A 19,676-nucleotide genomic window follows, 5' to 3' on the forward strand; every position below is an offset into this window, starting at 1 on the left:
TCCTCTACAGGGGGATGTTGCCGTGCTTCTTCGGAGGCAGGGACTCCCGCTTCGTACGCAGCTGCCGCAGGCCCCGCACGAGGTGCGAACGGGTCTCCGACGGCATGATCACGGCGTCGACGTAACCGCGCTCGGCCGCGGCGTACGGGTTGAGCAGGGCGTCCTCGTACTCCTGGATCAGCCGGGCCCGGGTCTCCTCCTGGGCCGCCTCGTCACCCGCCGCGGCGATGGTGCGGCGGTGCAGGACGTTCACCGCGCCCTGCGCGCCCATCACCGCGATCTGCGCGGTCGGCCAGGCGAGGTTCAGGTCGGCGCCCAGGTGCTTGGAGCCCATGACGTCGTAGGCGCCGCCGAAGGCCTTGCGCGTGATGATCGTGATGAGCGGGACGGTGGCCTCGGCGTAGGCGTAGATGAGCTTCGCGCCGCGGCGGATGATGCCCGTGTGCTCCTGCTCGACGCCCGGCAGGAAGCCCGGCACGTCCACGAAGGTCAGGACCGGCACGTTGAAGGCGTCGCAGGTGCGCACGAAGCGGGCGGCCTTCTCGGAGGCGTCGATGTCCAGACAGCCGGCGAACTGCATCGGCTGGTTGGCGACGATGCCCACCGGGTGCCCCTCGACGCGGCCGAAGCCGGTGAGGATGTTCGGCGCGAACAGCGGCTGCGTCTCGAAGAACTCGCTGTCGTCCAGGACGTGTTCGATCACGGTGTGCATGTCGTACGGCTGGTTCGCGCTGTCCGGGATCAGCGTGTCCAGCGCACGGTCCTCGTCCGTGGGCGCGAGGTCCGCCTCCTCGGGGAAGGCGGGCGGCTCGCTGAGGTTGTTCGAAGGCAGGTACGACAGCAGGGACTTGACGTACTCGATGGCGTCCTTCTCGTCGCCCGCCATGTGGTGCGCCACGCCCGACGTCGAGTTGTGGGTGCGGGCGCCGCCCAGCTCCTCGAAGCCGACGTCCTCGCCGGTGACCGTCTTGATGACGTCGGGCCCGGTGATGAACATGTGCGAGGTCTGGTCGACCATCACCGTGAAGTCGGTGATGGCGGGGGAGTAGACCGCGCCGCCCGCGCACGGCCCGACGACCAGGGAGATCTGCGGGATCACACCGGAGGCATGGGTGTTGCGGCGGAAGATCTCGCCGTACATGCCGAGGGCCATGACGCCCTCCTGGATGCGGGCGCCGCCGGAGTCGTTGATGCCGATGACCGGGCAGCCGGTCTTCAGCGCGAAGTCCATGACCTTGACGATCTTCTGCCCGAAGACCTCGCCGAGCGCGCCGCCGAAGACGGTGAAGTCCTGCGAGAACACGGCTACGGGGCGGCCGTCGACGGTGCCGTAACCGGTCACCACGCCGTCGCCGTACGGCCGGTTCTTCTCCAGGCCGAACTGCGTCGAGCGGTGCTGCGCGAACTCGTCGAACTCGACGAAGGAGCCCTCGTCGAGCAGCAGCTCGATCCGCTCGCGTGCCGTCAACTTGCCCTTGGCGTGCTGCTTCTCGACCGCGCGGGCCGATCCCGCGTGCGTCGCCTCCTCGATGCGGCGCTGGAGGTCCGCGAGCTTTCCGGCGGTCGTGTGGATGTCGATCTCGGACATAGGGATGCGGCTCCCTGCCTGCTCAAAGGTGCGTATGGCGGCTTACGGCTGGCTACTGACCCGTAGCGTATCGGCGCGGATACGGTTCGGCAGTGCGGCGTTTACCACACCTAGGGTGGCTTGCATGACGCCGTCAGATGCTGAAGACAATCGCTGGTCCGACCTCGGACGACCGCCCCTGAACGCCGCCTCCCTGCGGCGGACCCTGCTGCGGGAGGGCGGGCTGTGGACCTCCCTGGACGTGGTGCCCGCCACCGGGTCCACCAACACCGACCTCGCGGCGCGGGCCGACGAACTGGCCGAGGGGGCGGTGCTGGTCGCCGAGGAGCAGAGCGCGGGGCGCGGGCGCCTGGACCGGCAGTGGTCGGCGCCGGCCCGCTCCGGGCTCTTCTTCTCCGTCCTGCTCAAGCCCGCCGAGGTGCCGGTCGAGCGGTGGGGGTGGCTGCCGCTGCTCACCGGCGTCGCCGTCGCGACGGGGCTCTCCCGGGTGGCCGGTGTGGACACCGCACTCAAGTGGCCCAATGACCTCCTGGTGACTGTCGGTGAGGAGGAGCGCAAGGCCGGGGGGATCCTCGCCGAGCGGGCCGGCGCGTCCGGCGCGGGTGTCGTCATCGGCATCGGCCTCAACGTGACGCTGCGTGAGGATGAGCTGCCCGTGCCCACGGCCGGTTCCCTCGCGCTCGCCGGGGCGGGCACGACGGACCGGGACCCCTTGCTGCGGGCCGTGCTGCGGTCCCTTGAGCAGTGGTACGGGGTGTGGCGGAAGGCGGACGGCGACCCGGCCGCCTCCCGGCTCCAGGAGGCGTACGCGGCGGGATGCGCGACGCTGGGCCGACGGGTGCGCGCCGAGCTGCCGGGCAACCGGGCGATCGTGGGCGAGGCGGTAGCGGTGGACGGCGACGGCCGCCTGGTCCTCGCCACGGAGCAGGGGGTGCAGGAGCCGGTGGGAGCGGGCGACATCGTCCACCTGAGGCCGGCCCCGTAGGAAAGGCGGCAGGCCGGGCCGCCGGGCCCCGTAAGGGGCGCGGGGAACGGCGCGAGCAACCCGAACGCACCCGCACACAAACCAGGACGCCCCGCGGGGAACCGCCCCCGCCCCCGGCTCCCGGGGAGTCGGGAGTGAGCTGCGGCACACCTGCCGTAAAGTTGGCGCCGGTCGATACCTGACCGCGGCAGATCGGAAGGGCAGCAGGCGTGACCGTCGATGACACGGGCTCCGGCGAGGGCGCACAGCGCGGCCCCGACGCCGGGACGGACGCCTCCGCGATCCCCGAAGTGGAGGACGAGAAGGCGGACGGCGAGTCCGCGAAGAACCCCCTCGCCCTCCAGCTCGAACAGCTCATCCTCGGAGCCGACCGCCGCTACACCCCCTTCCAGGCGGCCCGCAGCGCGGGCGTCTCGATGGAGCTGGCGTCCCGCTTCTGGCGGGCCATGGGCTTTCCCGACATCGGCCAGGCCAAGGCGCTGACAGAGGCCGACGTGCTCGCGCTGCGGCGCCTGGCCGGTCTCGTCGAGGCGGGGCTGCTCAGCGAGGCCATGGCGGTGCAGGTGGCCCGGTCGACCGGGCAGACCACCGCGCGGCTCGCCGAGTGGCAGATCGACTCCTTCCTGGAGGGGCTCACCGAGCCTCCCGAGCCGGGCATGACCCGCACGGAAGTCACGTATCCGCTCATCGAGCTGCTCCTGCCCGAGCTGGAGGAGTTCCTCGTCTACGTATGGCGCCGCCAGCTCGCCGCCGCCACCGGCCGCGTCGTGCAGGCCGCCGACGACGAGGAGATGGTCGACCGGCGGCTCGCCGTCGGCTTCGCCGATCTGGTCGGCTTCACCCGGCTGACCCGGCGCATGGAGGAGGAGGAACTCGGCGAACTCGTCGAGGCCTTCGAGACCACCGCCGCGGATCTCGTGGCCGCGCACGGCGGACGGCTCATCAAGACGCTCGGCGACGAGGTCCTGTACGCCGCCGACGACGCGGGCACGGCCGCGGAGATCGCGCTGCGCCTCATCGAGACCATGGCCAACGACGAGACCATGCCGGAGCTGCGCGTCGGGATGGCCTTCGGCACCGTGACGACGCGCATGGGCGACGTCTTCGGTACGACGGTCAACCTCGCGAGCCGCCTCACGTCGATAGCGCCGCGGGACGCCGTCCTGGTGGACGGGGCGTTCGCGGAGGACCTGACGCGCACCGGCGACGCCCCCGCCTCCGAGGCGCAGGCCGCGGAGGCGGCCGCCGCGGCGGAGAAGGAGGGCGAGGAGCCGCCGTCCTACCGGTTCGCGCTCCAGCCCATGTGGCAGCGGCCCGTGCGCGGCCTCGGCGTCGTCGAGCCCTGGCTCCTCGCCCGCCGTACGCCGTAACGCCCCCGCGTACGTACGCCGTGATGTCCCCCCGCGTACGTACGCCGTGCTGCCTCTTCCCGGCGCCGGGCCCGGCTGACATGATCCCCGGGTAACGGTCGTTAACCACGAGGAGGCGTCGGTCATGGGTGACGAGCAGCGGTACGGGGAGTACGTGGCGGTCAGGCGGCACGGTCATGTCGTCGAACTCGTCCTGGACCGCCCCAAGGCCATGAACGCCGTCTCCTCGGAGATGGCCCGCTCCGTTGCCGCCGCCTGCGCCGCCCTGTCCGAGGACCGGGACGCCCGGGTCGTGGTCGTGACGTCCACGCATGAGCGGGCGTTCTGCGTGGGCGCCGACCTCAAGGAGCGGAACTCACTCAGCGACGCCGAGTTGCTGCGGCAGCGGCCCACGTCCCGGGCCTGCTACACCAGCGTCCTGGAGCTGCCCATGCCCACCGTCGCCGCCGTGCACGGCTTCGCGCTCGGTGGCGGGTTCGAACTCGCGCTCTCCTGTGACGTGATCGTCGCCGACCCGAGCGCGGTCGTCGGGCTGCCCGAGGTGTCCGTCGGCGTCATTCCGGGCGGTGGCGGTACGCAGCTCCTGCCGCGTCGCGTCGGTGCCGCCCGCGCCGCCGAGCTGATCTTCTCGGCGCGGCGCGTGGAGGCGGCCGAGGCGCGGGAGTTGGGGCTGGTCGACCTGCTGGTGGGCGAGGGCGAGGCGCGGACGGAAGCGCTCGCGCTGGGCGCCCGCATGGCCGCCAACTCACCGGTCGGCCTGCGGGCCGCCAAGCGTGCCCTGCGGCTGGGGCACGGCCTCGACCTGCGCGCGGGCCTCGAGGTGGAGGACGCGGCGTGGCGGACGGTGGCGTTCTCGGGCGACCGGGCGGAGGGCGTCGCGGCGTTCAACGAGAAGCGGAAGCCGGAGTGGCCCGGGGAGTAATGGATTATGTCCCGAAGTTCCACATTGCCGTAAACGTCATAGCCTGGAGTGATGGGTGAGGATGTCCGGCTGCGGGCCGTGGTGGAGCTGGCGCAGGGAATGGCCGCCGCGCAGACTCCGCGTGAGTCCTGGCGGGCCGCCGCCCTCGGCGCCTGTCGCGGGCTGAGCGGCAGTTTCGCCGCGCTGTCCGTGTGGGAGCGGGACCTGGGACGGCTGCGGGTGCTCGTGAACGCGGGCGAACGGGCCGAGGGCGAGGAGGAGTTCCCGGAGGGGGAGGCGTACCCCGTCCACCAGTTCCCGGAGATCACCGAGTTCCTGCACGAGCGCTGGGCCGGCGGCGGCGAGCCGAACGCCTGGGTCGAGACGGCCGAGGGGCCGCGGGGCGGGCATTCAGCGGGCTACTGCCACCAGCGCGTCACGGCGCTGCGCCGCCGCGGCCGGGGCTGCTGTGTGGTCGCGCCGATCGTGCTGCACGGGCGGGCGTGGGGCGAGCTGTATGTGGCCAGGCCGGTGGGGGCGCCCGTCTTCGGCCGGTCCGACGCCGACTTCGCCACCGTCCTCGCGGCGGTGGCCGCCGCCGGGATCGCCCAGACCGAGCGCCTGGAGGAGGCGCGCCGGCTGGCCTTCACCGACGCGCTGACGGGGCTCGCCAACCGGCGGGCGGTGGACCTGCGCCTGGACGAGGCGGTGGAGCGGCACCGCGCCGACGGGGCCGTGGTGAGCCTGGTCGTCTGTGACGTGAACGGGCTCAAGCGGGTCAACGACACCCGGGGCCATGCCGTGGGCGACCGCCTCCTCGAACGCTTCGGCTCGATCCTCTCGCTCTGCGGGGCGATGCTGCCGGGGACGCTGGCGGCGCGGCTCGGCGGCGACGAGTTCTGTCTGCTCTCCGTGGGGCCCACCGCGGACGAGGTGGTCCGGGTCGCCGACGAACTGTGCGTACGGGCCGCCGAGTTGGAGCACGGCGACGGGGTCGCCTGCGGGGTCGCCTCCACCGGGGACCCGATCGGCCCGGTGCGCTCGGCCCGCCGCCTGTTCCGCCTCGCGGACGCGGCCCAGTACCGCGCGAAGGCCGCCCGCGCGCCGAAGCCGGTGGTGGCGGGCCGGGAGGGCCCGGCGGGCGCCCAGGATTCGGTGATCCGCCTCGCGGACTCGCCGCCGCGGACGGACGAGCCGGGGGAGCGCCGCAGGTTCCGGGGGCGGGGGACGCCGGGCTGAGCCCGGGGTAAGTGGCTCGGGCGGGATCCACCCGTGACACCTGGCGATTCAATCCGTACGCTGCTGAATATGGATATGCACAGCGTGGGCATCGTGGCCCTAGGGACGTCCGGGACGACCGCGGCGGACGTCGTCGCCGTCGCGCGGGGGAACGCGCGGATCGAACTGACCGAGGAGGCGCGGAGCGCTCTCGCCGCCTCGCGCGAGATCGTCGACGCGCTCGCGGCCAAGCCCGACCCCGTCTACGGCGTCTCGACCGGCTTCGGCGCCCTGGCCAGCCGCCACATCGGCCCCGACCTCCGCGCCCAGCTCCAGCGCAACATCGTCCGCTCGCACGCCGCCGGCATGGGCCCGCGCGTGGAGCGCGAGGTGGTCCGCGCGCTGATGTTCCTGCGCCTGAAGACGGTCTGCTCGGGCCACACGGGCGTACGCCCCGAGGTCGCGCAGACGATGGCCGACGTCCTCAACGCCGGGATCACCCCGGTCGTCCACGAGTACGGATCGCTCGGCTGCTCCGGTGACCTGGCTCCCCTCAGCCACTGCGCGCTGACGCTGATGGGCGAGGGCGACGCCGAAGGCCCCGACGACGAGCTGAGGCCCGCGGGCGAGCTGCTCGCCGCGCACGGCATCACCCCGGTCGAGCTGCGCGAGAAGGAGGGCCTGGCCCTCCTGAACGGCACCGACGGCATGCTGGGGATGCTCGTCATGGCCCTCGCCGACCTGGAGAACCTCTACAAGTCGGCCGACGTCACGGCGGCCCTCACCCTCGAAGCCCTGCTCGGCACGGACAAGGTCCTCGCCCCCGAGCTGCACGCCATCCGCCCGCACCCGGGCCAGGCCGCGTCCGCCGCCAACATGCTCGCGGTCCTTGCCGGTTCGGGCCTCACCGGCCACCACCAGGACGACGCGCCGCGCGTCCAGGACGCGTACTCGGTGCGCTGCGCCCCGCAGGTCGCGGGCGCGGGCCGCGACACCATGGCGCACGCCCGTACGGTCGCCGAACGCGAGCTGGCCGCCGCCGTCGACAACCCCGTCGTGCTGCCCGACGGCCGCGTGGAGTCCAACGGCAACTTCCACGGCGCCCCCGTGGCGTACGTCCTCGACTTCCTCGCGATCGCCGCCGCCGACCTCGGCTCGATCGCCGAACGCCGCACGGACCGCCTCCTCGACAAGAACCGCTCGCACGGCCTGCCGCCCTTCCTCGCGGACGACGCGGGCGTCGACTCGGGCCTGATGATCGCCCAGTACACGCAGGCGGCCCTGGTCAGCGAGATGAAGCGGCTGGCGGTCCCCGCGTCGGCCGACTCCATCCCGTCCTCCGCCATGCAGGAGGACCACGTCTCCATGGGCTGGTCGGCCGCGCGCAAACTGCGTACGGCCGTCGACAACTTGACCCGCATCGTGGCGATCGAGCTGTACGCCGCCACGCGCGCCGTCGAACTGCGCGAGGGCCTCACCCCGGCCCCCGCCACCCGGGCGGTCATCGAGGCCGTCCGCAAGGCGGGCGTCGAGGGGCCGGGCCCGGACCGCTTCCTCGCCCCGGACCTGGCGGCGGCGGACGCGTTCGTCCGCTCGGGCGCGCTGCTCGCGGCAGTGGAGCCGGTCACCGGCCCGCTGGCCTAGAAGGTGCTCAGACCGGCGGGCCCCCGCGCAGGGCCTGCCGGATGCGGGGTGTGAGCGTGCCCCAGGGGCGCGCGTCGACCACGGGCAGCGCGTGCAGGGCCGCCTGCCGCGCGAGCCAGTGGGAGTACGAGGCGCTGACCTCGGCGCGCTCGGACTGGTCCCCGCTGTCGGGCTCCCGGCAGGCGTAGTTGGCCGCGATCCGGTGCGGGTCGCCCTCATGGAGGAACACGGCCCGCACCTCGCGCCCGGCCGCGGCGCCCTCGCGCACGGCGAGCGCGGCCGCGGCGGGCGTGAGGTAGTCGCCCTCGATCACGGCGGGCACGTCGACGGTCAGGCGGTTGCGCACGACCCCGAGGAGCGCGGGGTCCAGGGCCTCGGCGGTGGCGATCTGCAGGTCCAGGACCACCGCCGGGGAGAGCCGGGAGACGTCAAGGCCGTCGAAACGGTGGAGCCCGGGGTGCCCCTCGGCCGTGGTGACCGCCCGGACCGCGCCGACCACGTCGTCGAATTCGACGACGAACGCCGCCGACTCCTCGGCCAGTTGGGCGGCGACCCGGCTCTTGCCGATGCCGGACGCGCCGCCGATCAGCAGGATGTCCCAGGGTGGCGCGATGGCCGGGCCGCCGTTCAGTACGCCGCGCCGCGCGCCGCGGCCGACCGCTCCCTGCGTACGGAGTAGGCGACGAAGCCCGCTCCCAGGCCGAGGAACGCCGTCCCGCCGATCACGTACGGAGTCGTGTCGAAGCCGCCGGTGTCCGCGAGGCGGCCGGTGGACGCGGTCGTCTCGTGGTGGGGCGCTGCCGAGGTCGCGGGCCTGTCGTCCCGGGCGCTCTCGTGCGACCCGGTGGAGGTCGCGTTCGCGGAGGGGACGAACCACAGGGCGCCGAGGAGGGCTCCTGCGGCGGTGGCGGTCAGCATGGATCGACGTGCGGACACGGAATCGGATCCCCCTTGTGGTGCTGGCGAATTGGCCGTGTGGGCCGATGGTAGTGAAAGGCGCGGGTCGCGGGAAAGTCGCGGGGGAGGCGGGCCGTACGCTCCCTCGTATGACTGGAGACGAGACATCACGGTTTGTACGGCTGCGGGTTGAAATGGTGGTCGAGGTCGAGGACGCCGGGAAACTGACCGGCGCGGCGCTCGGGCGCATCGCGGAGGACGAGCGGATGCCCGCCGAGGAGCGCGCGCACGCCGAGGCCGCCGTCAAGGAGGACGGCGCCGAGGCGCTCGCCTATCTGGTGGATCCGTTCGACCTGGTCAGCGAGGTCCCCGGGATCGAGCTGACCCAGGCGTCGTGGAGCAGCGAGATGATCGACTACGACCCCGATTCGCCGGACTGGGACCCGGACGAGGATGATGACGACGAGGACGACGAGTTGGTGTAGACCGGCGGCGCGATCCGGATGAGGCGATCCGGATTAGCCGATCCGGAATCGGGGACCCCGGACAGCGACCGCCGTCCGGGGTCCCGTCTCGTCCCGCCCCGGCACGGTGATCGGTTTTCCTGCGGGCGGTCCCATGCCGCACAGTGGTGGCAGGGGGCGGTTCCAGTACCGCGGAGGTGGTGTTCCCCACATTCCGCGCGGTAGTGGAACGGGACGAACCGGGCAGGACGTTATGCGGGGTTACGAGGGACTCTCGGGGGCGGGCCGGGGATCCGGCGGCTTTCGGGGATTCGGCAACTATGGAGATGCGTGTGATGACGGACAGTAGGCGTCGCAAGCCGGGGCGTGGACGCAAGGGCCTGGCGGCCGTGTCCGCTCTCGTCGGCGGCGTGCTCGTGCTCTCGGCGTGCAACGGCGACGACGGCGACAAGGCCTCCGGCGGCAAGGAGTCCCAGAGCCGGGTCGACGAGGCGGCCGCCAAGAAGACCTCCGCCGCCCAGATCAGGATCGCGCCGAAGAACGGCTCCGACAACGCCAGCATCAACAGCGCGGCCAAGGTCTCGGTCAGCGACGGCACACTCACCGCCGTGACCATGAAGACCGGCGCCGGCAAGGCCGTGGCCGGTCAGATATCCGCTGACAAGAAGAGCTGGAAGCCCAGCGCCCAGCTCGAACGCGCCACGAAGTACGAGATCTCGGCCACCGCCAAGGACTCCGAGGGCCGCAAGGCGCACGAGAACTCGACGTTCACGACCGTCTCACCGGCCAACAGCTTCATCGGCAACTTCACGCCCGAGGACGGCTCCACGGTCGGCGTCGGCATGCCCGTGTCGATCAACTTCGACAAGGGCATCACGAACAAGAAGGAAGTCCAGTCCGCGATCAAGGTGTCGTCCACCAGCGGCCAGGAGATCGCCGGCCACTGGTTCGGCAACAACCGCCTGGACTTCCGTCCGGAGGACTACTGGAAGGGCAACTCCACCGTCACGCTCAAGATGAGCCTCGACGGCGTCGAGGGTGCCGACGGTGTCTACGGCGTCCAGCAGAAGACCGTCCAGTTCAAGATCGGGCGCAATCAGGTCTCCGTCGTCGACGCCAAGACGAAGACGATGAAGGTGACGCGTGACGGGAAGGTCGTGAAGACCATCCCGATCTCCGCGGGCTCGCCCGAGAACAAGACGTACAACGGCAAGATGGTGATCTCCGAGATGTTCAAGGAGACCCGCATGGACGGCGCGACCGTCGGCTTCAAGGACGGCGACGGCAAGGGCGAGTACGACATCAAGGACGTGCCGCACGCCATGCGCCTGTCCTCGTCGGGCACGTTCATCCACGGCAACTACTGGGGCTCGCCGTCGATCTTCGGCAACGCCAACACGAGCCACGGGTGCATCGGCCTCGAGGACGCCAAGGGCGCGGGCGACAAGAGCAAGCCCGGCGCGTGGTTCTTCGACAACACCATCACCGGTGACGTCGTCGACGTCCGCAACACCGGCGACAAGACCATCGCCCCGGACAACGGCCTCAACGGCTGGAACATGGACTGGGCGCAGTGGAAGGCCGGCTCCGCCGTCTGATCCCGCACGGTCGTACGGACGTGACCGCGGCCCGCACCCCGACCGGGGCGCGGGCCGCAGTCACGTCCCGGTAACAACCCTCTGGCACCAACTCTCCACTTCCTCCCCACTATTGAGCAGATGTTCGACTCTGGGCATACTTCGCTCATCGAGGGGCGACAGCCCCTGTGACTCCAGGGGGAGACTTGCACAGACAAGTGAAGAGAGCGTGCGGGGCCGGCATCGCCGCGGCGGTCGCCGTCGCACTCGCGGCGGGCATGACCAGCCCGGCCGGCGCGCAGCCGGTACCGGCGGGGGACGCGATCGGCGCGCAGGGCGCGGCCGGGGGCAAGCAGCGCGTCACGCTGATCACCGGCGACCGGGCCGTCGTGGACGCCAAGGGCCGCGTGGTCGGCCTTGAGCGCGCCAAGGGACGGGAGCACATCCCCGTACAGGTGCGGCGCAGTGGCGGGCACACGCTGCTGATACCCGCCGACGCGCAGCGTCTGATAGCCGACGGCAAGATCGACCAGCGGCTGTTCGACGTCACCGAACTGAACTCCAAGCGCAACCGCGCGGCCCAGAAGAAGGGCCTCAAGCTCATCGTCGGCTACAAGGGAGCCGCGGCCGGCGCCAAGGCCGACGTCCGCTCCGCCGGTGACACCACGGTCCGCAGGACCCTGAAGTCGCTGAACGCCGACGCGGTCACCACCCCGAAGGACGACGCCGCCGACCTGTGGGCCGCGCTCACCAGCGGCAAGGGCGACGCCCGCACCGCCGCGTCCGGCGTGAGCCACGTCTGGCTCGACGGCGTCCGCAAGGCGAGCCTCGACAAGAGCGTCAAGCAGATCGGCGCCGACAAGGCGTGGGCCGCCGGGTACGACGGCAAGGGCGTCAAGATCGCCGTCCTGGACACCGGCGTCGACTCCACCCACCCGGACCTCAAGGGCCAGGTGGTCGGCGAGAAGAACTTCACGCCGTCGCCCGACGCCAAGGACCGCTACGGCCACGGCACGCACGTCGCGTCCACCGCGGCCGGTACCGGCGCCAAGTCGGGCGGCAAGCTCAAGGGCGTCGCGCCCGCCGCCAAGCTCCTCAGCGGCAAGGTCCTCGGCGACGACGGCTACGGCGAGGACTCCGGCATCATCGCGGCCATGGACTGGGCGGTGGCCGAGGGCGCGGACATCGTCAACCTCAGCCTCGGCGGCGGCGACACCCCGGGTGTCGACCCGCTCGAAGCGCAGGTCGACAAGCTCTCCGCGGAGAAGGGCATCCTCTTCGCGATCTCCGCGGGCAACGACGGCGAGCCCGGCTCCGTCGGCTCGCCGGGCAGCGCCGACTCCGCGCTGACCGTCGGCGCGGTCGACGACAACGACAAGCTGGCGGACTTCTCCAGCCAGGGTCCGCGGGTCGGCGACGGCGCGATCAAGCCCGATGTGACGGCTCCCGGTGTGGACATCACCGCGGCCGCCGCTCCGGGCAGCGTCATCGAGCAGGAGGTCGGCCAGAAGCCCGAGGGCTATCTGACGATCTCCGGTACGTCGATGGCGACCCCGCACGTCGCGGGCGCCGCCGCCCTGCTCAAGCAGCAGCACCCCGACTGGAAGTACGCCGAGCTGAAGGGCGCTCTGACCGCGTCCACGAAGGACGGCAAGTACACGCCGTTCCAGCAGGGCTCGGGCCGTATCGCCGTCGACAAGGCCATCAAGCAGACCGTCTACGCCGACCCGGTGTCGGTGAACTTCGGCGCCCAGCAGTGGCCGCACGCCGACGACAAGCCGGTCACCAAGAAGGTGACGTACAAGAACGCCGGCAAGGACGACATCACCCTCGACCTGACCGTCTCCGGCAAGGACCCGAAGGGCCGCACGGCCCCGGCCGGCTTCTTCGCCCTCGGCGCCAAGAAGGTGACCGTCCCCGCGGGCGGCTCGGCCTCGGTCGACCTGACCGCCGACTCCAAGCGGGGCGCCGCCCTGGACGGCACGTACTCCGCGTACGTCGTGGCGAGCGGTGGCGGACAGTCCGTGCGGACGGCCGCCGTCGTGGAGAACGAGGTGGAGTCGTACGACCTGACGCTCAAGTTCATCGGACGGGACGGCGCTCCCGCCAAGTTCTACGACGGTGACCTGGAGGGCATCTCCGGGCTCGCCAAGGACAAGTCCTACAACCCGTTCGACGCGTCCGGCACCGTCAAGGTGCGGGTGCCCAAGGGCGGCTACATCCTGAACTCCGGGATCTACGCGGACCCGGAGGACTTCACCAAGGGCGCCGACTGGATCGCGCAGCCCAAGCTGAGCGTCACCAAGGACACCACGGTGACCCTGGACGCGCGGACGACGAAGCCGGTGGACGTCACGGTGCCGGCGGCCGGCGCCAAGATGGCGTTCGCCGCTCCGGACTTCAGCGTCGAGACCTCGGAGATGGGCTACAGCTTCGGCTGGTTCCTCGACTCGTACGCGAACTTCCGTACGCGTCACCTCGGCCCGCAGATCACCGACGGCTCGGTGTTCCAGCAGTGGGACGGGCACTGGACCGACGGTGACGACACCCAGTACAGCGTCGTCACCGGCAGCAAGGTCAAGCAGCTCGCGACCGGCTACACCCGGCACTTCAAGGCGAGCGAGCTGGCCAAGGTGAAGGTGAACCTCGGCGCGTCCAGCACGAACAAGAAGGGCGCGCTCAACGCCTTCGGCGACATCCCCGGCAGTTCGAGCGGTTCCTCGCTCGGCATTCCGCGGCCGCTGCCCTCCACGCGGACGCTGTACGTGTCCACCGTGGACAAGGCGAAGTGGAGCCTCGACATGGAGCAGCACGCCGGGACCAACCCGGAGGGCTGGCCCATCGTCGACGCGGGTTACACGCTCGGCGCGCCGCAGACCTACAAGGCCGGTCAGAGCTACGAGAAGACCTTCAACACGGCGGTCTTCGGTCCGCGCGTCGGCGGCACCTTCGGCGTCTTCCGCCAGGACAACGAGATCGTGGGCGCCCTGCCGCTGTTCGCCGACGGCAAGAACCACCTGGGCTCCTCGCTCTACACGTCCGTGAAGACGACGCTGTACCGCAACGGCACCAAGATCGGCGAGAACGACGACCCGCTGGTCGGCGGAGCGCCGTTCAAGGTGTCCTCGGGCGATGCCGCGTACGAGCTGAAGACGTCCGTGAAGCGCTCCGTGAAGGTCGCCGCGGCCACCACCCGGGTCGACGCGAGCTTCAAGTTCCGCTCCAAGAAGGTGGAGAGCGCCAAGCTTCCCGTCTCCACGGCGCGGTTCAGCCCGGTGGTCGACCTGCGCAGCAGGGCGAAGGCCGGCGAGACGCAGTCCGTGCCGGTGACGGTCCAGGGCTCGGCGGCGGGCTCGAACCTCAAGTCCCTCTACGTCTACGTGTCCTACGACTACGGCCAGACGTGGAAGGAGGTCGAGGTGAGGGGCGGAAAGATCTCCGTGAAGAACCCCGCGAAGGGTGAGGGGATCTCCTTCCACGCCAAGATCACGGACAAGAAGGGGAACAAGTCGACGCTGTCGCTCTACAACGCGTTCTACGGCAAGTGATCTTGCCCGCCTAGTGCGTTGAGCCCCGGCGTGGCGCCGATGGGACTGTCGATCATGTATCGCCGGTATCCGTCGGCGCCGCGTTACTGTGAGCCATGCCCTTCGCGGAAGCGGCCGACGGCGCCGCACTCCACTACCTGCTGCACGGCTCCGGTGAGCCGTTGGTCCTGCTGGCCGGGCAGTCCAACAACCACCACTGGTGGGACTGCGTGCGCGCCGACTTCGCCGCGCGCTTCACGACCCTCGTACTCGACCACCGCGGCACCGGCGAGAGCGACCGGCCCGACACGGACACGTACAGCACGCCCGGCTTCGCCCGGGATGTCATCGCGGTCCTCGATCACGCGGGGATCGAACGCGCCCACGTCTACGGCACGTCCATGGGCGGCCGCATCGCGCAGTTCCTGGCCGCCGACCACCCCGAGCGCGTCGGCCGGCTCGTCCTCGGCTGTACGTCGCCGGGGGCCCCGCACGGCGTCGAGCGCGGCCCCGAGGTCCGGGCGGCCCTGACCCAGGCCGACCCGGACGCCGTGCGCCGCGCTCTGCTGGAGCTGATGTACACCCCGGGCTGGCTCGCCGAGCGGGAGCGCGAGGACCCGGGGCGGGATTTCCACACCCTCGGCGACCCGACCATGCCCGCCCACGCCCGCCGCCGCCACCTGCGGGCCAGCGCCCGGCACGACGCGTGGGACGCGCTGCCCCGGATCCAGGCCCCGACGCTCGTCGTCCACGGCACGGACGACGCGTTCAACCCGGCGGCCAACGCCCCGCTGCTCGCCGCCCGCATCCCGGACGCCAGGACGTTCCTCGTCCCCGGCGCCCGGCACGCCTACTTCGAGGAGTTCGCGGACGTGGCCACCGAACCGGTGCTCGCGTTCCTGGACGGGGGCGCCCCGCCCCGGAGCCCGGGTCAGCCGCCGCTGCCGTAGGGCTTGGTCAGGATCTCCAGCTTGTGCCCGTCCGGGTCGTCCCAGTAGACGCCCCGGCCGCCGTCGTTCGTGTTGATCTCGTTCGCGCGGTGGTGGTACGGGTCGGCCCAGTAGGGCAGGCCCCGTGCCTTGATCCGCCCGAAGATCGCGTCGAACTCGTCCTCGGAGACCAGGAAGGCGTAGTGCTGCGGGGTGATCGGCCCGCCGTCGCCCTCGAAGTAGTCGAGGGCCACGCCGTTGGGGATCTCCACGGGGATGAACGGCCCGTACTGCGGGCTCACCTCAAGCCCCAGGATGTCCGCGAGGAACTGGGCGGACGCCTTCTTGTCCGTGGCCGCGACGATCGTGTGGTTCAACTCGATGGACATGAGGTGACCTCCTCGTTTGCCGGGACCCCCGTGGTCCTGCGCTGACAGGGACCACGGTAGGCCGGGGAGCGGGGCGCCCGGATCGGTCACGGGTCCCGGTTCCGCCGCGCCCTGCGGACCAGGCCCCGGGACCGAGGCGTTTTCAGGCCACGCGGGCGCTCAGATCGTCGCGGCGTCGATCACGAAGCGGTAGCGCACGTCGCTGGCGAGGACGCGCTCGTACGCCTCGTTGATCTGGTCGGCGCGGATCAGCTCGATCTCGGAGCCCAGGCCGTGCTCGGCGCAGAAGTCCAGCATCTCCTGGGTCTCCCGGATGCCGCCGATGCCGGACCCGGCGAGGGTCTTCCGGCCGGCGATCACCGAGAAGAGGCTGAGGGAGACCGGCTCCTCGGGGGCGCCGACGTTCACGAAGGCGCCGTCCGTGCGCAGCAGGCCCAGGTACTTGTCGAGCGGCAGCGGCGCGGAGACCGTGGAGAGGATGAGGTCGAAGCGGCCGGCGAGCGCCTCGAAGGTGGCGTCGTCACTGGTCGCGTAGTAGTGCTCGGCGCCCAGTCGCAGGCCGTCGTCCTTCTTGCGCAGGGACTGGGAGAGGACGGTCACCTCGGCGCCCATGGCGTGCGCGATCTTGACGGCCATGTGGCCGAGACCGCCGAGGCCGACGACGGCGACCTTCGTGCCGGGGCCGGCCTTCCAGTGGGCGAGCGGGGAGTACGTGGTGATGCCGGCGCACAGCAGCGGGGCGGCCACGTCGAGCGCGATCCCGTCGGGGATGCGCAGGGTGAACGCCTCGTCCACGACGATGTGCGTGGAGTAGCCGCCGTAGGTCGGCTCGCCGTTCTTGTCGAGCGCGTTGTACGTGCCGACATTGCCACCCGTGCAGTACTGCTCCAGGCCCGCCGCGCAGTTCTCGCACCGGCGGCAGGAGTCGACCATGCAGCCGACTCCGACGTGGTCGCCGACGGAGAACTTGGTGACGCCGGGGCCGACCTCGGCGACGATTCCGGCGATCTCGTGGCCGGGCACCATCGGGAAGATGCCCTCGCCCCAGCCGTCGCGGGCCTGGTGGATGTCCGAGTGGCAGATACCGGCGTACTTGATGTCGATCAGGACGTCGAACTCGCCGACGGCGCGGCGCGGGATCGTGGTCCGCTCCAGGGGTGCGTCGGGGGCGGGGGCGGCGTAGGCGGAAACGGTGGTGATCTGCTCAGTCATGGCTACGACACTGCCAATGACCTGCGGGTTCACCCAGACACCCGTTCTGCCTACGTCCAGCGGTCCTACCACTGGCGGGGTCAGGCTCGTGGTCGTACGACGCGGGATACGGGGCGGGATACTGGAACGTATGGACGAATCACCCGAGACGCCGGGCGCTGCCGGGGCGCAGGAGACAGCGGGGTCGCTGGAGGCAGCCGGGACGCCCGGGGTGGTCGCGGCTCCGCCCCTGGACGCCCGGGCCGAGCTGAGCGAGTTCCTGCGCACCCGCAGAGCCCGGCTCCAGCCGCAGGACGTGGGGCTGCCCAGCTTCGGGCGGCACCGCCGAGTGCCGGGCCTGCGCCGCGAGGAGCTGGCGCAGCTCGCCGGGGTCTCCGTCGCGTACTACACCCGTCTCGAACAGGGGAACGGCCGCAATGTCTCGGGCGAGGTGCTCGACGCCATCGCGCGCGCCCTGCGCCTGACCGACGCCGAGCACGCGCACCTCACGCGCCTCGCGAAGCCGAAGACCGTGAAGAAGAAGCGGGCCACCCGCCAGCAGTACCTGCGGCCCGCCCTCCAGCAGCTCCTCGACTCCATGGACACCGTGCCCGCGTACGTCGTCGGCCGCCGCACGGACATCCTCGGCTGGAACGCGCTCGCCGCGGCGCTCCTCGGTGACTGGGCCGAACTCCCGCCCGGGGAGCGGAACCTGGCGCGTTTCTGCTTCCTCGACCCGCGCTCGCGCGACCTCTTCGTCGACTGGGAGCTGAAGGCGTCCGACGTCGTCAGCTACCTCCGTATGGATGCCGGCTGCTACCCCAACGACCCGCTGCTGTCCGGGCTGGTCGGCGAACTCTCCGTGCGGAGCGAGGAGTTCAGGAATCTGTGGGCCACGCACGACGTGCGGGAGAAGGGCCACGGCGTCAAACGGCTGCGCCATCCCCTGGTGGGCGAGCTGTCCCTCTCGTACGAGACGCTGCGGCTCCCCGACGACTGCGACCAGTCGCTGATCATGTACCACGCGGAGCCGGAATCGGCGTCGGCGCAGGCGCTGCGGCTGCTGGCTAGCTGGGGCAGGGACGCGGCGTCGGTGGGGTCGGCGACGAAGTGAGGAACAGCCCTGCGGAACAGGCGATTTCGCGGGCGGCAGAACGCTTGGCGCTGCCCGATGGCGTGATCACTCCCTAGGCTGGGGGAGTGAGCAGCGATGAGCGAGTGAGCAGCGATGAGCGGCAGAAGCCGAACGAAGCCCGCGTGATTCCCCTACACCCAATGAAGACAGCGCCGCGCCCGCCCGCCGATGGGGCCAAGGAGCCTCTCTGGCGGGACGTCGTCGGGGACGTCCTGCGCCGGGAGCGCCTCGCGCAGGAGCGCACGCTCAAGGACGTGGCGGACGCCGCCCGGATCTCCATGCCGTACCTCTCCGAGCTGGAGCGCGGCCGCAAGGAGGCCTCCTCCGAGGTCCTCGCGGCCGCCGCCCACGCGCTCGGGCTGCGCCTGTCCGACCTGCTCTCCCTGGCCCAGGGCCGGTTGGTCGGCCTCCCCCGTGCGAGGCCGACCGGGGCGGCGTACCAGGGCGAGGTGCGCCTGGCCGCGTAACGCCGGGTCAGGCGGCGACGGGCAGGACCCGCCTGCTGAGTACCTGATCGGCGAGGCCGTACGCGACGGCCTCCTGCGCGGTGAAGACCTTGTCCCGGTCCATGTCGGCGCGCAGGGTGGCGACGTCGTGGTGCGTATGCCGGGACAGCACCTCCTCCACCTGGGAGCGGATCCGCAGCATCTCCTGTGCCTCCAGGGCGAGATCGGACACCGTCCCCTGCCGGCCGCGGCTCGCCGGCTGGCCGAGCAGCACGCGCGCGTGGTCGAGCACGAACCGCCTGCCGGGGTCGCCGCCCGCGAGCAGCACGGCGGCGGTGGAGGCGGCCTGGCCGACGCAGAACGTCGAGATCGGCGCGGAGATGAAGCTCATCGTGTCGTAGATGGCCATGAGCGAAGTGAAGCTGCCGCCGGGCGAGTTGATGTAGATGGCGACCTCACGCTCGGGCGCGGAGGACTCCAGGTGGAGCAGTTGCGCGATGACGACGTTGGCGACGCCGTCGTCGATCTCCGTGCCGAGGAAGATGATGCGCTCGGAGAGCAGGCGGCTGTAGATGTCGTAGGCGCGTTCGCCCTGCGGGGTGCGCTCGACGACCGTGGGAATCGTGTACTGACTCATGTCCGCTGTCTCCCTCAGATCCCGAGCCCGATGCGCCGCTTCGACCCGGCGGGCCGCACGTCCTCCAGGGACTCGACCACGCGGTCGACCATCCCGTACTCCTTGGCCTGCTCGGCCGTGAACCACCGGTCGCGGTCACCGTCCCGGGAGATCGTTTCGGGGCTCTGGCCGGTGTGCTCGGCCGTGATCCGTTCGATGGCACTCTTCGTGAACTCCAGGTTCTCGGCCTGGATGGCGATGTCGGCGGTGGTGCCGCCGATGCCCGCGGACGGCTGGTGCATCATGATCCGCGCGTTGGGCAGCGCGAACCGCTTGCCGCGCGTCCCCACGCTGAGCAGGAACTGGCCCATGCTGGCGGCGAATCCCATGGCGAGGGTGGAGACGTCGTTCGGGATGAGCCGCATGGTGTCGTAGATGGCGAGCCCCGCGGTCACCGACCCACCGGGGCTGTTGATGTACAGACTGATGTCGGTCTTGGGGTCCTCCGCCGACAGCAACAGCATCTGCGCGCAGACGCGGTTGGCGGACACCTCGTCGACCTGCGTCCCGAGGAACACGATCCGCTGGTTGAGCAGCTGGGCGGCGAGGTGATCGTCGAACCGCGAAGGGACGGTCTCCCCGTCCTCACCCCGCGGCCGCACCACCGCGTCCCAGCCACTGCCGAGTACTGACATCGGACCTCCCTCAACTACCGCGGCTCCAACACCGCGCCGTGCCCCCACTGTTGCCCGCCGCGACCGCGACTGTCAGAAATCTCGGCTGGGGGCAGATTCGCTGA

The 19,676-nt window shown here is 71.2% G+C and carries 18 protein-coding genes; 11 read left to right on the forward strand and 7 right to left on the reverse strand.

Annotation, left to right across the window (positions count from 1 at the left end):
• Positions 1–4 precede the first annotated feature (4 nt).
• A complete protein-coding gene (locus CP975_RS22050; RefSeq protein WP_055528461.1) occupies positions 5–1,588 on the reverse strand; it encodes an acyl-CoA carboxylase subunit beta in 1,584 nt (527 codons plus the stop codon).
• A 124-nt stretch (positions 1,589–1,712) separates the two neighbouring features.
• Here CP975_RS22050 and CP975_RS22055 point away from each other — a divergent pair, with 124 nt between their 5' ends.
• From CP975_RS22055 to hutH, 5 genes are all read left to right on the forward strand, one after another.
• Complete coding sequence (locus tag CP975_RS22055; protein WP_055528463.1) at positions 1,713–2,573, forward strand: biotin--[acetyl-CoA-carboxylase] ligase; 861 nt, start codon at positions 1,713–1,715, stop codon at positions 2,571–2,573.
• A 209-nt stretch (positions 2,574–2,782) separates the two neighbouring features.
• Entirely contained in the window at positions 2,783–3,943 is a 1,161-nt protein-coding gene (locus tag CP975_RS22060; protein WP_055528465.1) for an adenylate/guanylate cyclase domain-containing protein, read from the forward strand.
• A 124-nt stretch (positions 3,944–4,067) separates the two neighbouring features.
• Complete coding sequence (locus CP975_RS22065) at positions 4,068–4,865, forward strand: enoyl-CoA hydratase/isomerase family protein (RefSeq protein ID WP_030788494.1); 798 nt, start codon at positions 4,068–4,070, stop codon at positions 4,863–4,865.
• Positions 4,866–4,916: 51 nt separating this feature from the next.
• The gene (locus CP975_RS22070; protein ID WP_055528467.1) at positions 4,917–6,083 is read left to right on the forward strand and encodes a GGDEF domain-containing protein; all 1,167 of its coding nucleotides are present in this window, start codon (positions 4,917–4,919) and stop codon (positions 6,081–6,083) included.
• Between the two features lie 75 nt (positions 6,084–6,158).
• On the forward strand, positions 6,159–7,706 hold the full coding sequence (gene hutH, locus CP975_RS22075) for a histidine ammonia-lyase (RefSeq protein ID WP_055528469.1): 1,548 nt from the start codon (positions 6,159–6,161) through the stop codon (positions 7,704–7,706).
• Between the two features lie 7 nt (positions 7,707–7,713).
• Here the strand turns inward: hutH and CP975_RS22080 are convergent, their stop codons facing one another.
• Positions 7,714–8,337, reverse strand: coding sequence for an AAA family ATPase (locus CP975_RS22080; RefSeq protein WP_070321161.1), 624 nt, complete (start codon positions 8,335–8,337; stop codon positions 7,714–7,716).
• Positions 8,334–8,624, reverse strand: a complete 291-nt coding sequence (locus CP975_RS22085) for an LPXTG cell wall anchor domain-containing protein (protein ID WP_055528530.1) — start codon at positions 8,622–8,624, stop codon at positions 8,334–8,336. Before CP975_RS22085 ends, CP975_RS22080 begins: the two co-directional genes overlap by 4 nt.
• Before the next feature lie 128 nt (positions 8,625–8,752).
• Here CP975_RS22085 and CP975_RS22090 point away from each other — a divergent pair, with 128 nt between their 5' ends.
• The 4 genes from CP975_RS22090 to CP975_RS22105 all read left to right on the forward strand — a co-directional run bounded on the left by CP975_RS22090 (position 8,753) and on the right by CP975_RS22105 (position 15,121).
• Positions 8,753–9,088 (forward strand): hypothetical protein, encoded by a 336-nt coding sequence (locus CP975_RS22090; RefSeq protein ID WP_030788505.1) that lies wholly within the window; start codon positions 8,753–8,755, stop codon positions 9,086–9,088.
• A gap of 314 nt (positions 9,089–9,402) precedes the next feature.
• Positions 9,403–10,665 carry a L,D-transpeptidase gene (locus CP975_RS22095; RefSeq protein ID WP_055528471.1) on the forward strand — a complete coding sequence of 421 codons (1,263 nt, stop codon included), beginning with the start codon at positions 9,403–9,405 and terminating at the stop codon, positions 10,663–10,665.
• A 197-nt stretch (positions 10,666–10,862) separates the two neighbouring features.
• Complete coding sequence (locus tag CP975_RS22100) at positions 10,863–14,192, forward strand: S8 family peptidase (protein ID WP_055528473.1); 3,330 nt, start codon at positions 10,863–10,865, stop codon at positions 14,190–14,192.
• Positions 14,193–14,287: 95 nt separating this feature from the next.
• Positions 14,288–15,121 carry an alpha/beta fold hydrolase gene (locus tag CP975_RS22105; RefSeq protein WP_055528474.1) on the forward strand — a complete coding sequence of 278 codons (834 nt, stop codon included), beginning with the start codon at positions 14,288–14,290 and terminating at the stop codon, positions 15,119–15,121.
• On the opposite strand, the gene CP975_RS22110 is transcribed toward CP975_RS22105, so the two are convergent.
• Together CP975_RS22110 and CP975_RS22115 are read right to left on the reverse strand one after the other, a co-directional pair.
• Positions 15,103–15,489, reverse strand: coding sequence for a VOC family protein (locus CP975_RS22110; protein ID WP_055528475.1), 387 nt, complete (start codon positions 15,487–15,489; stop codon positions 15,103–15,105). The two genes, CP975_RS22105 and CP975_RS22110, sit on opposite strands and share 19 nt — an antisense overlap.
• A 159-nt stretch (positions 15,490–15,648) precedes the next feature.
• Complete coding sequence (locus CP975_RS22115; RefSeq protein ID WP_055528476.1) at positions 15,649–16,701, reverse strand: NAD(P)-dependent alcohol dehydrogenase; 1,053 nt, start codon at positions 16,699–16,701, stop codon at positions 15,649–15,651.
• A 130-nt stretch (positions 16,702–16,831) separates the two neighbouring features.
• Here CP975_RS22115 and CP975_RS22120 point away from each other — a divergent pair, with 130 nt between their 5' ends.
• Positions 16,832–17,794, forward strand: a complete 963-nt coding sequence (locus CP975_RS22120) for a helix-turn-helix transcriptional regulator (protein WP_150477260.1) — start codon at positions 16,832–16,834, stop codon at positions 17,792–17,794.
• 161 nt (positions 17,795–17,955) lie between these two features.
• The gene (locus CP975_RS22125; RefSeq protein ID WP_055528478.1) at positions 17,956–18,282 is read left to right on the forward strand and encodes a helix-turn-helix domain-containing protein; all 327 of its coding nucleotides are present in this window, start codon (positions 17,956–17,958) and stop codon (positions 18,280–18,282) included.
• Positions 18,283–18,289: 7 nt separating this feature from the next.
• Here the strand turns inward: CP975_RS22125 and CP975_RS22130 are convergent, their stop codons facing one another.
• Complete coding sequence (locus CP975_RS22130; protein ID WP_055528479.1) at positions 18,290–18,898, reverse strand: ClpP family protease; 609 nt, start codon at positions 18,896–18,898, stop codon at positions 18,290–18,292.
• Between the two features lie 14 nt (positions 18,899–18,912).
• Positions 18,913–19,572, reverse strand: a complete 660-nt coding sequence (locus CP975_RS22135; protein WP_055528480.1) for a ClpP family protease — start codon at positions 19,570–19,572, stop codon at positions 18,913–18,915.
• Positions 19,573–19,676: the final 104 nt, after the last annotated feature.

This window comes from Streptomyces alboniger, from assembly GCF_008704395.1.
GTDB classification, from domain to species: domain Bacteria; phylum Actinomycetota; class Actinomycetes; order Streptomycetales; family Streptomycetaceae; genus Streptomyces; species Streptomyces alboniger.

Coding starts and splice junctions, on each gene's coding strand:
- CP975_RS22115 (WP_055528476.1), bottom strand. CDS start 16,701: ATGACTGAGCAGATCACCACCGTTTCCGCCTACGCCGCCCCCGCCCCC.
- CP975_RS22120 (WP_150477260.1), top strand. CDS start 16,832: ATGGACGAATCACCCGAGACGCCGGGCGCTGCCGGGGCGCAGGAGACA.
- CP975_RS22135 (WP_055528480.1), bottom strand. CDS start 19,572: ATGTCAGTACTCGGCAGTGGCTGGGACGCGGTGGTGCGGCCGCGGGGT.
- CP975_RS22065 (WP_030788494.1), top strand. CDS start 4,068: ATGGGTGACGAGCAGCGGTACGGGGAGTACGTGGCGGTCAGGCGGCAC.
- CP975_RS22070 (WP_055528467.1), top strand. CDS start 4,917: ATGGGTGAGGATGTCCGGCTGCGGGCCGTGGTGGAGCTGGCGCAGGGA.
- CP975_RS22095 (WP_055528471.1), top strand. CDS start 9,403: ATGACGGACAGTAGGCGTCGCAAGCCGGGGCGTGGACGCAAGGGCCTG.
- CP975_RS22050 (WP_055528461.1), bottom strand. CDS start 1,588: ATGTCCGAGATCGACATCCACACGACCGCCGGAAAGCTCGCGGACCTC.
- hutH (WP_055528469.1), top strand. CDS start 6,159: ATGCACAGCGTGGGCATCGTGGCCCTAGGGACGTCCGGGACGACCGCG.
- CP975_RS22090 (WP_030788505.1), top strand. CDS start 8,753: ATGACTGGAGACGAGACATCACGGTTTGTACGGCTGCGGGTTGAAATG.
- CP975_RS22110 (WP_055528475.1), bottom strand. CDS start 15,489: ATGTCCATCGAGTTGAACCACACGATCGTCGCGGCCACGGACAAGAAG.
- CP975_RS22055 (WP_055528463.1), top strand. CDS start 1,713: ATGACGCCGTCAGATGCTGAAGACAATCGCTGGTCCGACCTCGGACGA.
- CP975_RS22085 (WP_055528530.1), bottom strand. CDS start 8,624: ATGCTGACCGCCACCGCCGCAGGAGCCCTCCTCGGCGCCCTGTGGTTC.
- CP975_RS22105 (WP_055528474.1), top strand. CDS start 14,288: ATGCCCTTCGCGGAAGCGGCCGACGGCGCCGCACTCCACTACCTGCTG.
- CP975_RS22130 (WP_055528479.1), bottom strand. CDS start 18,898: ATGAGTCAGTACACGATTCCCACGGTCGTCGAGCGCACCCCGCAGGGC.
- CP975_RS22125 (WP_055528478.1), top strand. CDS start 17,956: ATGAAGACAGCGCCGCGCCCGCCCGCCGATGGGGCCAAGGAGCCTCTC.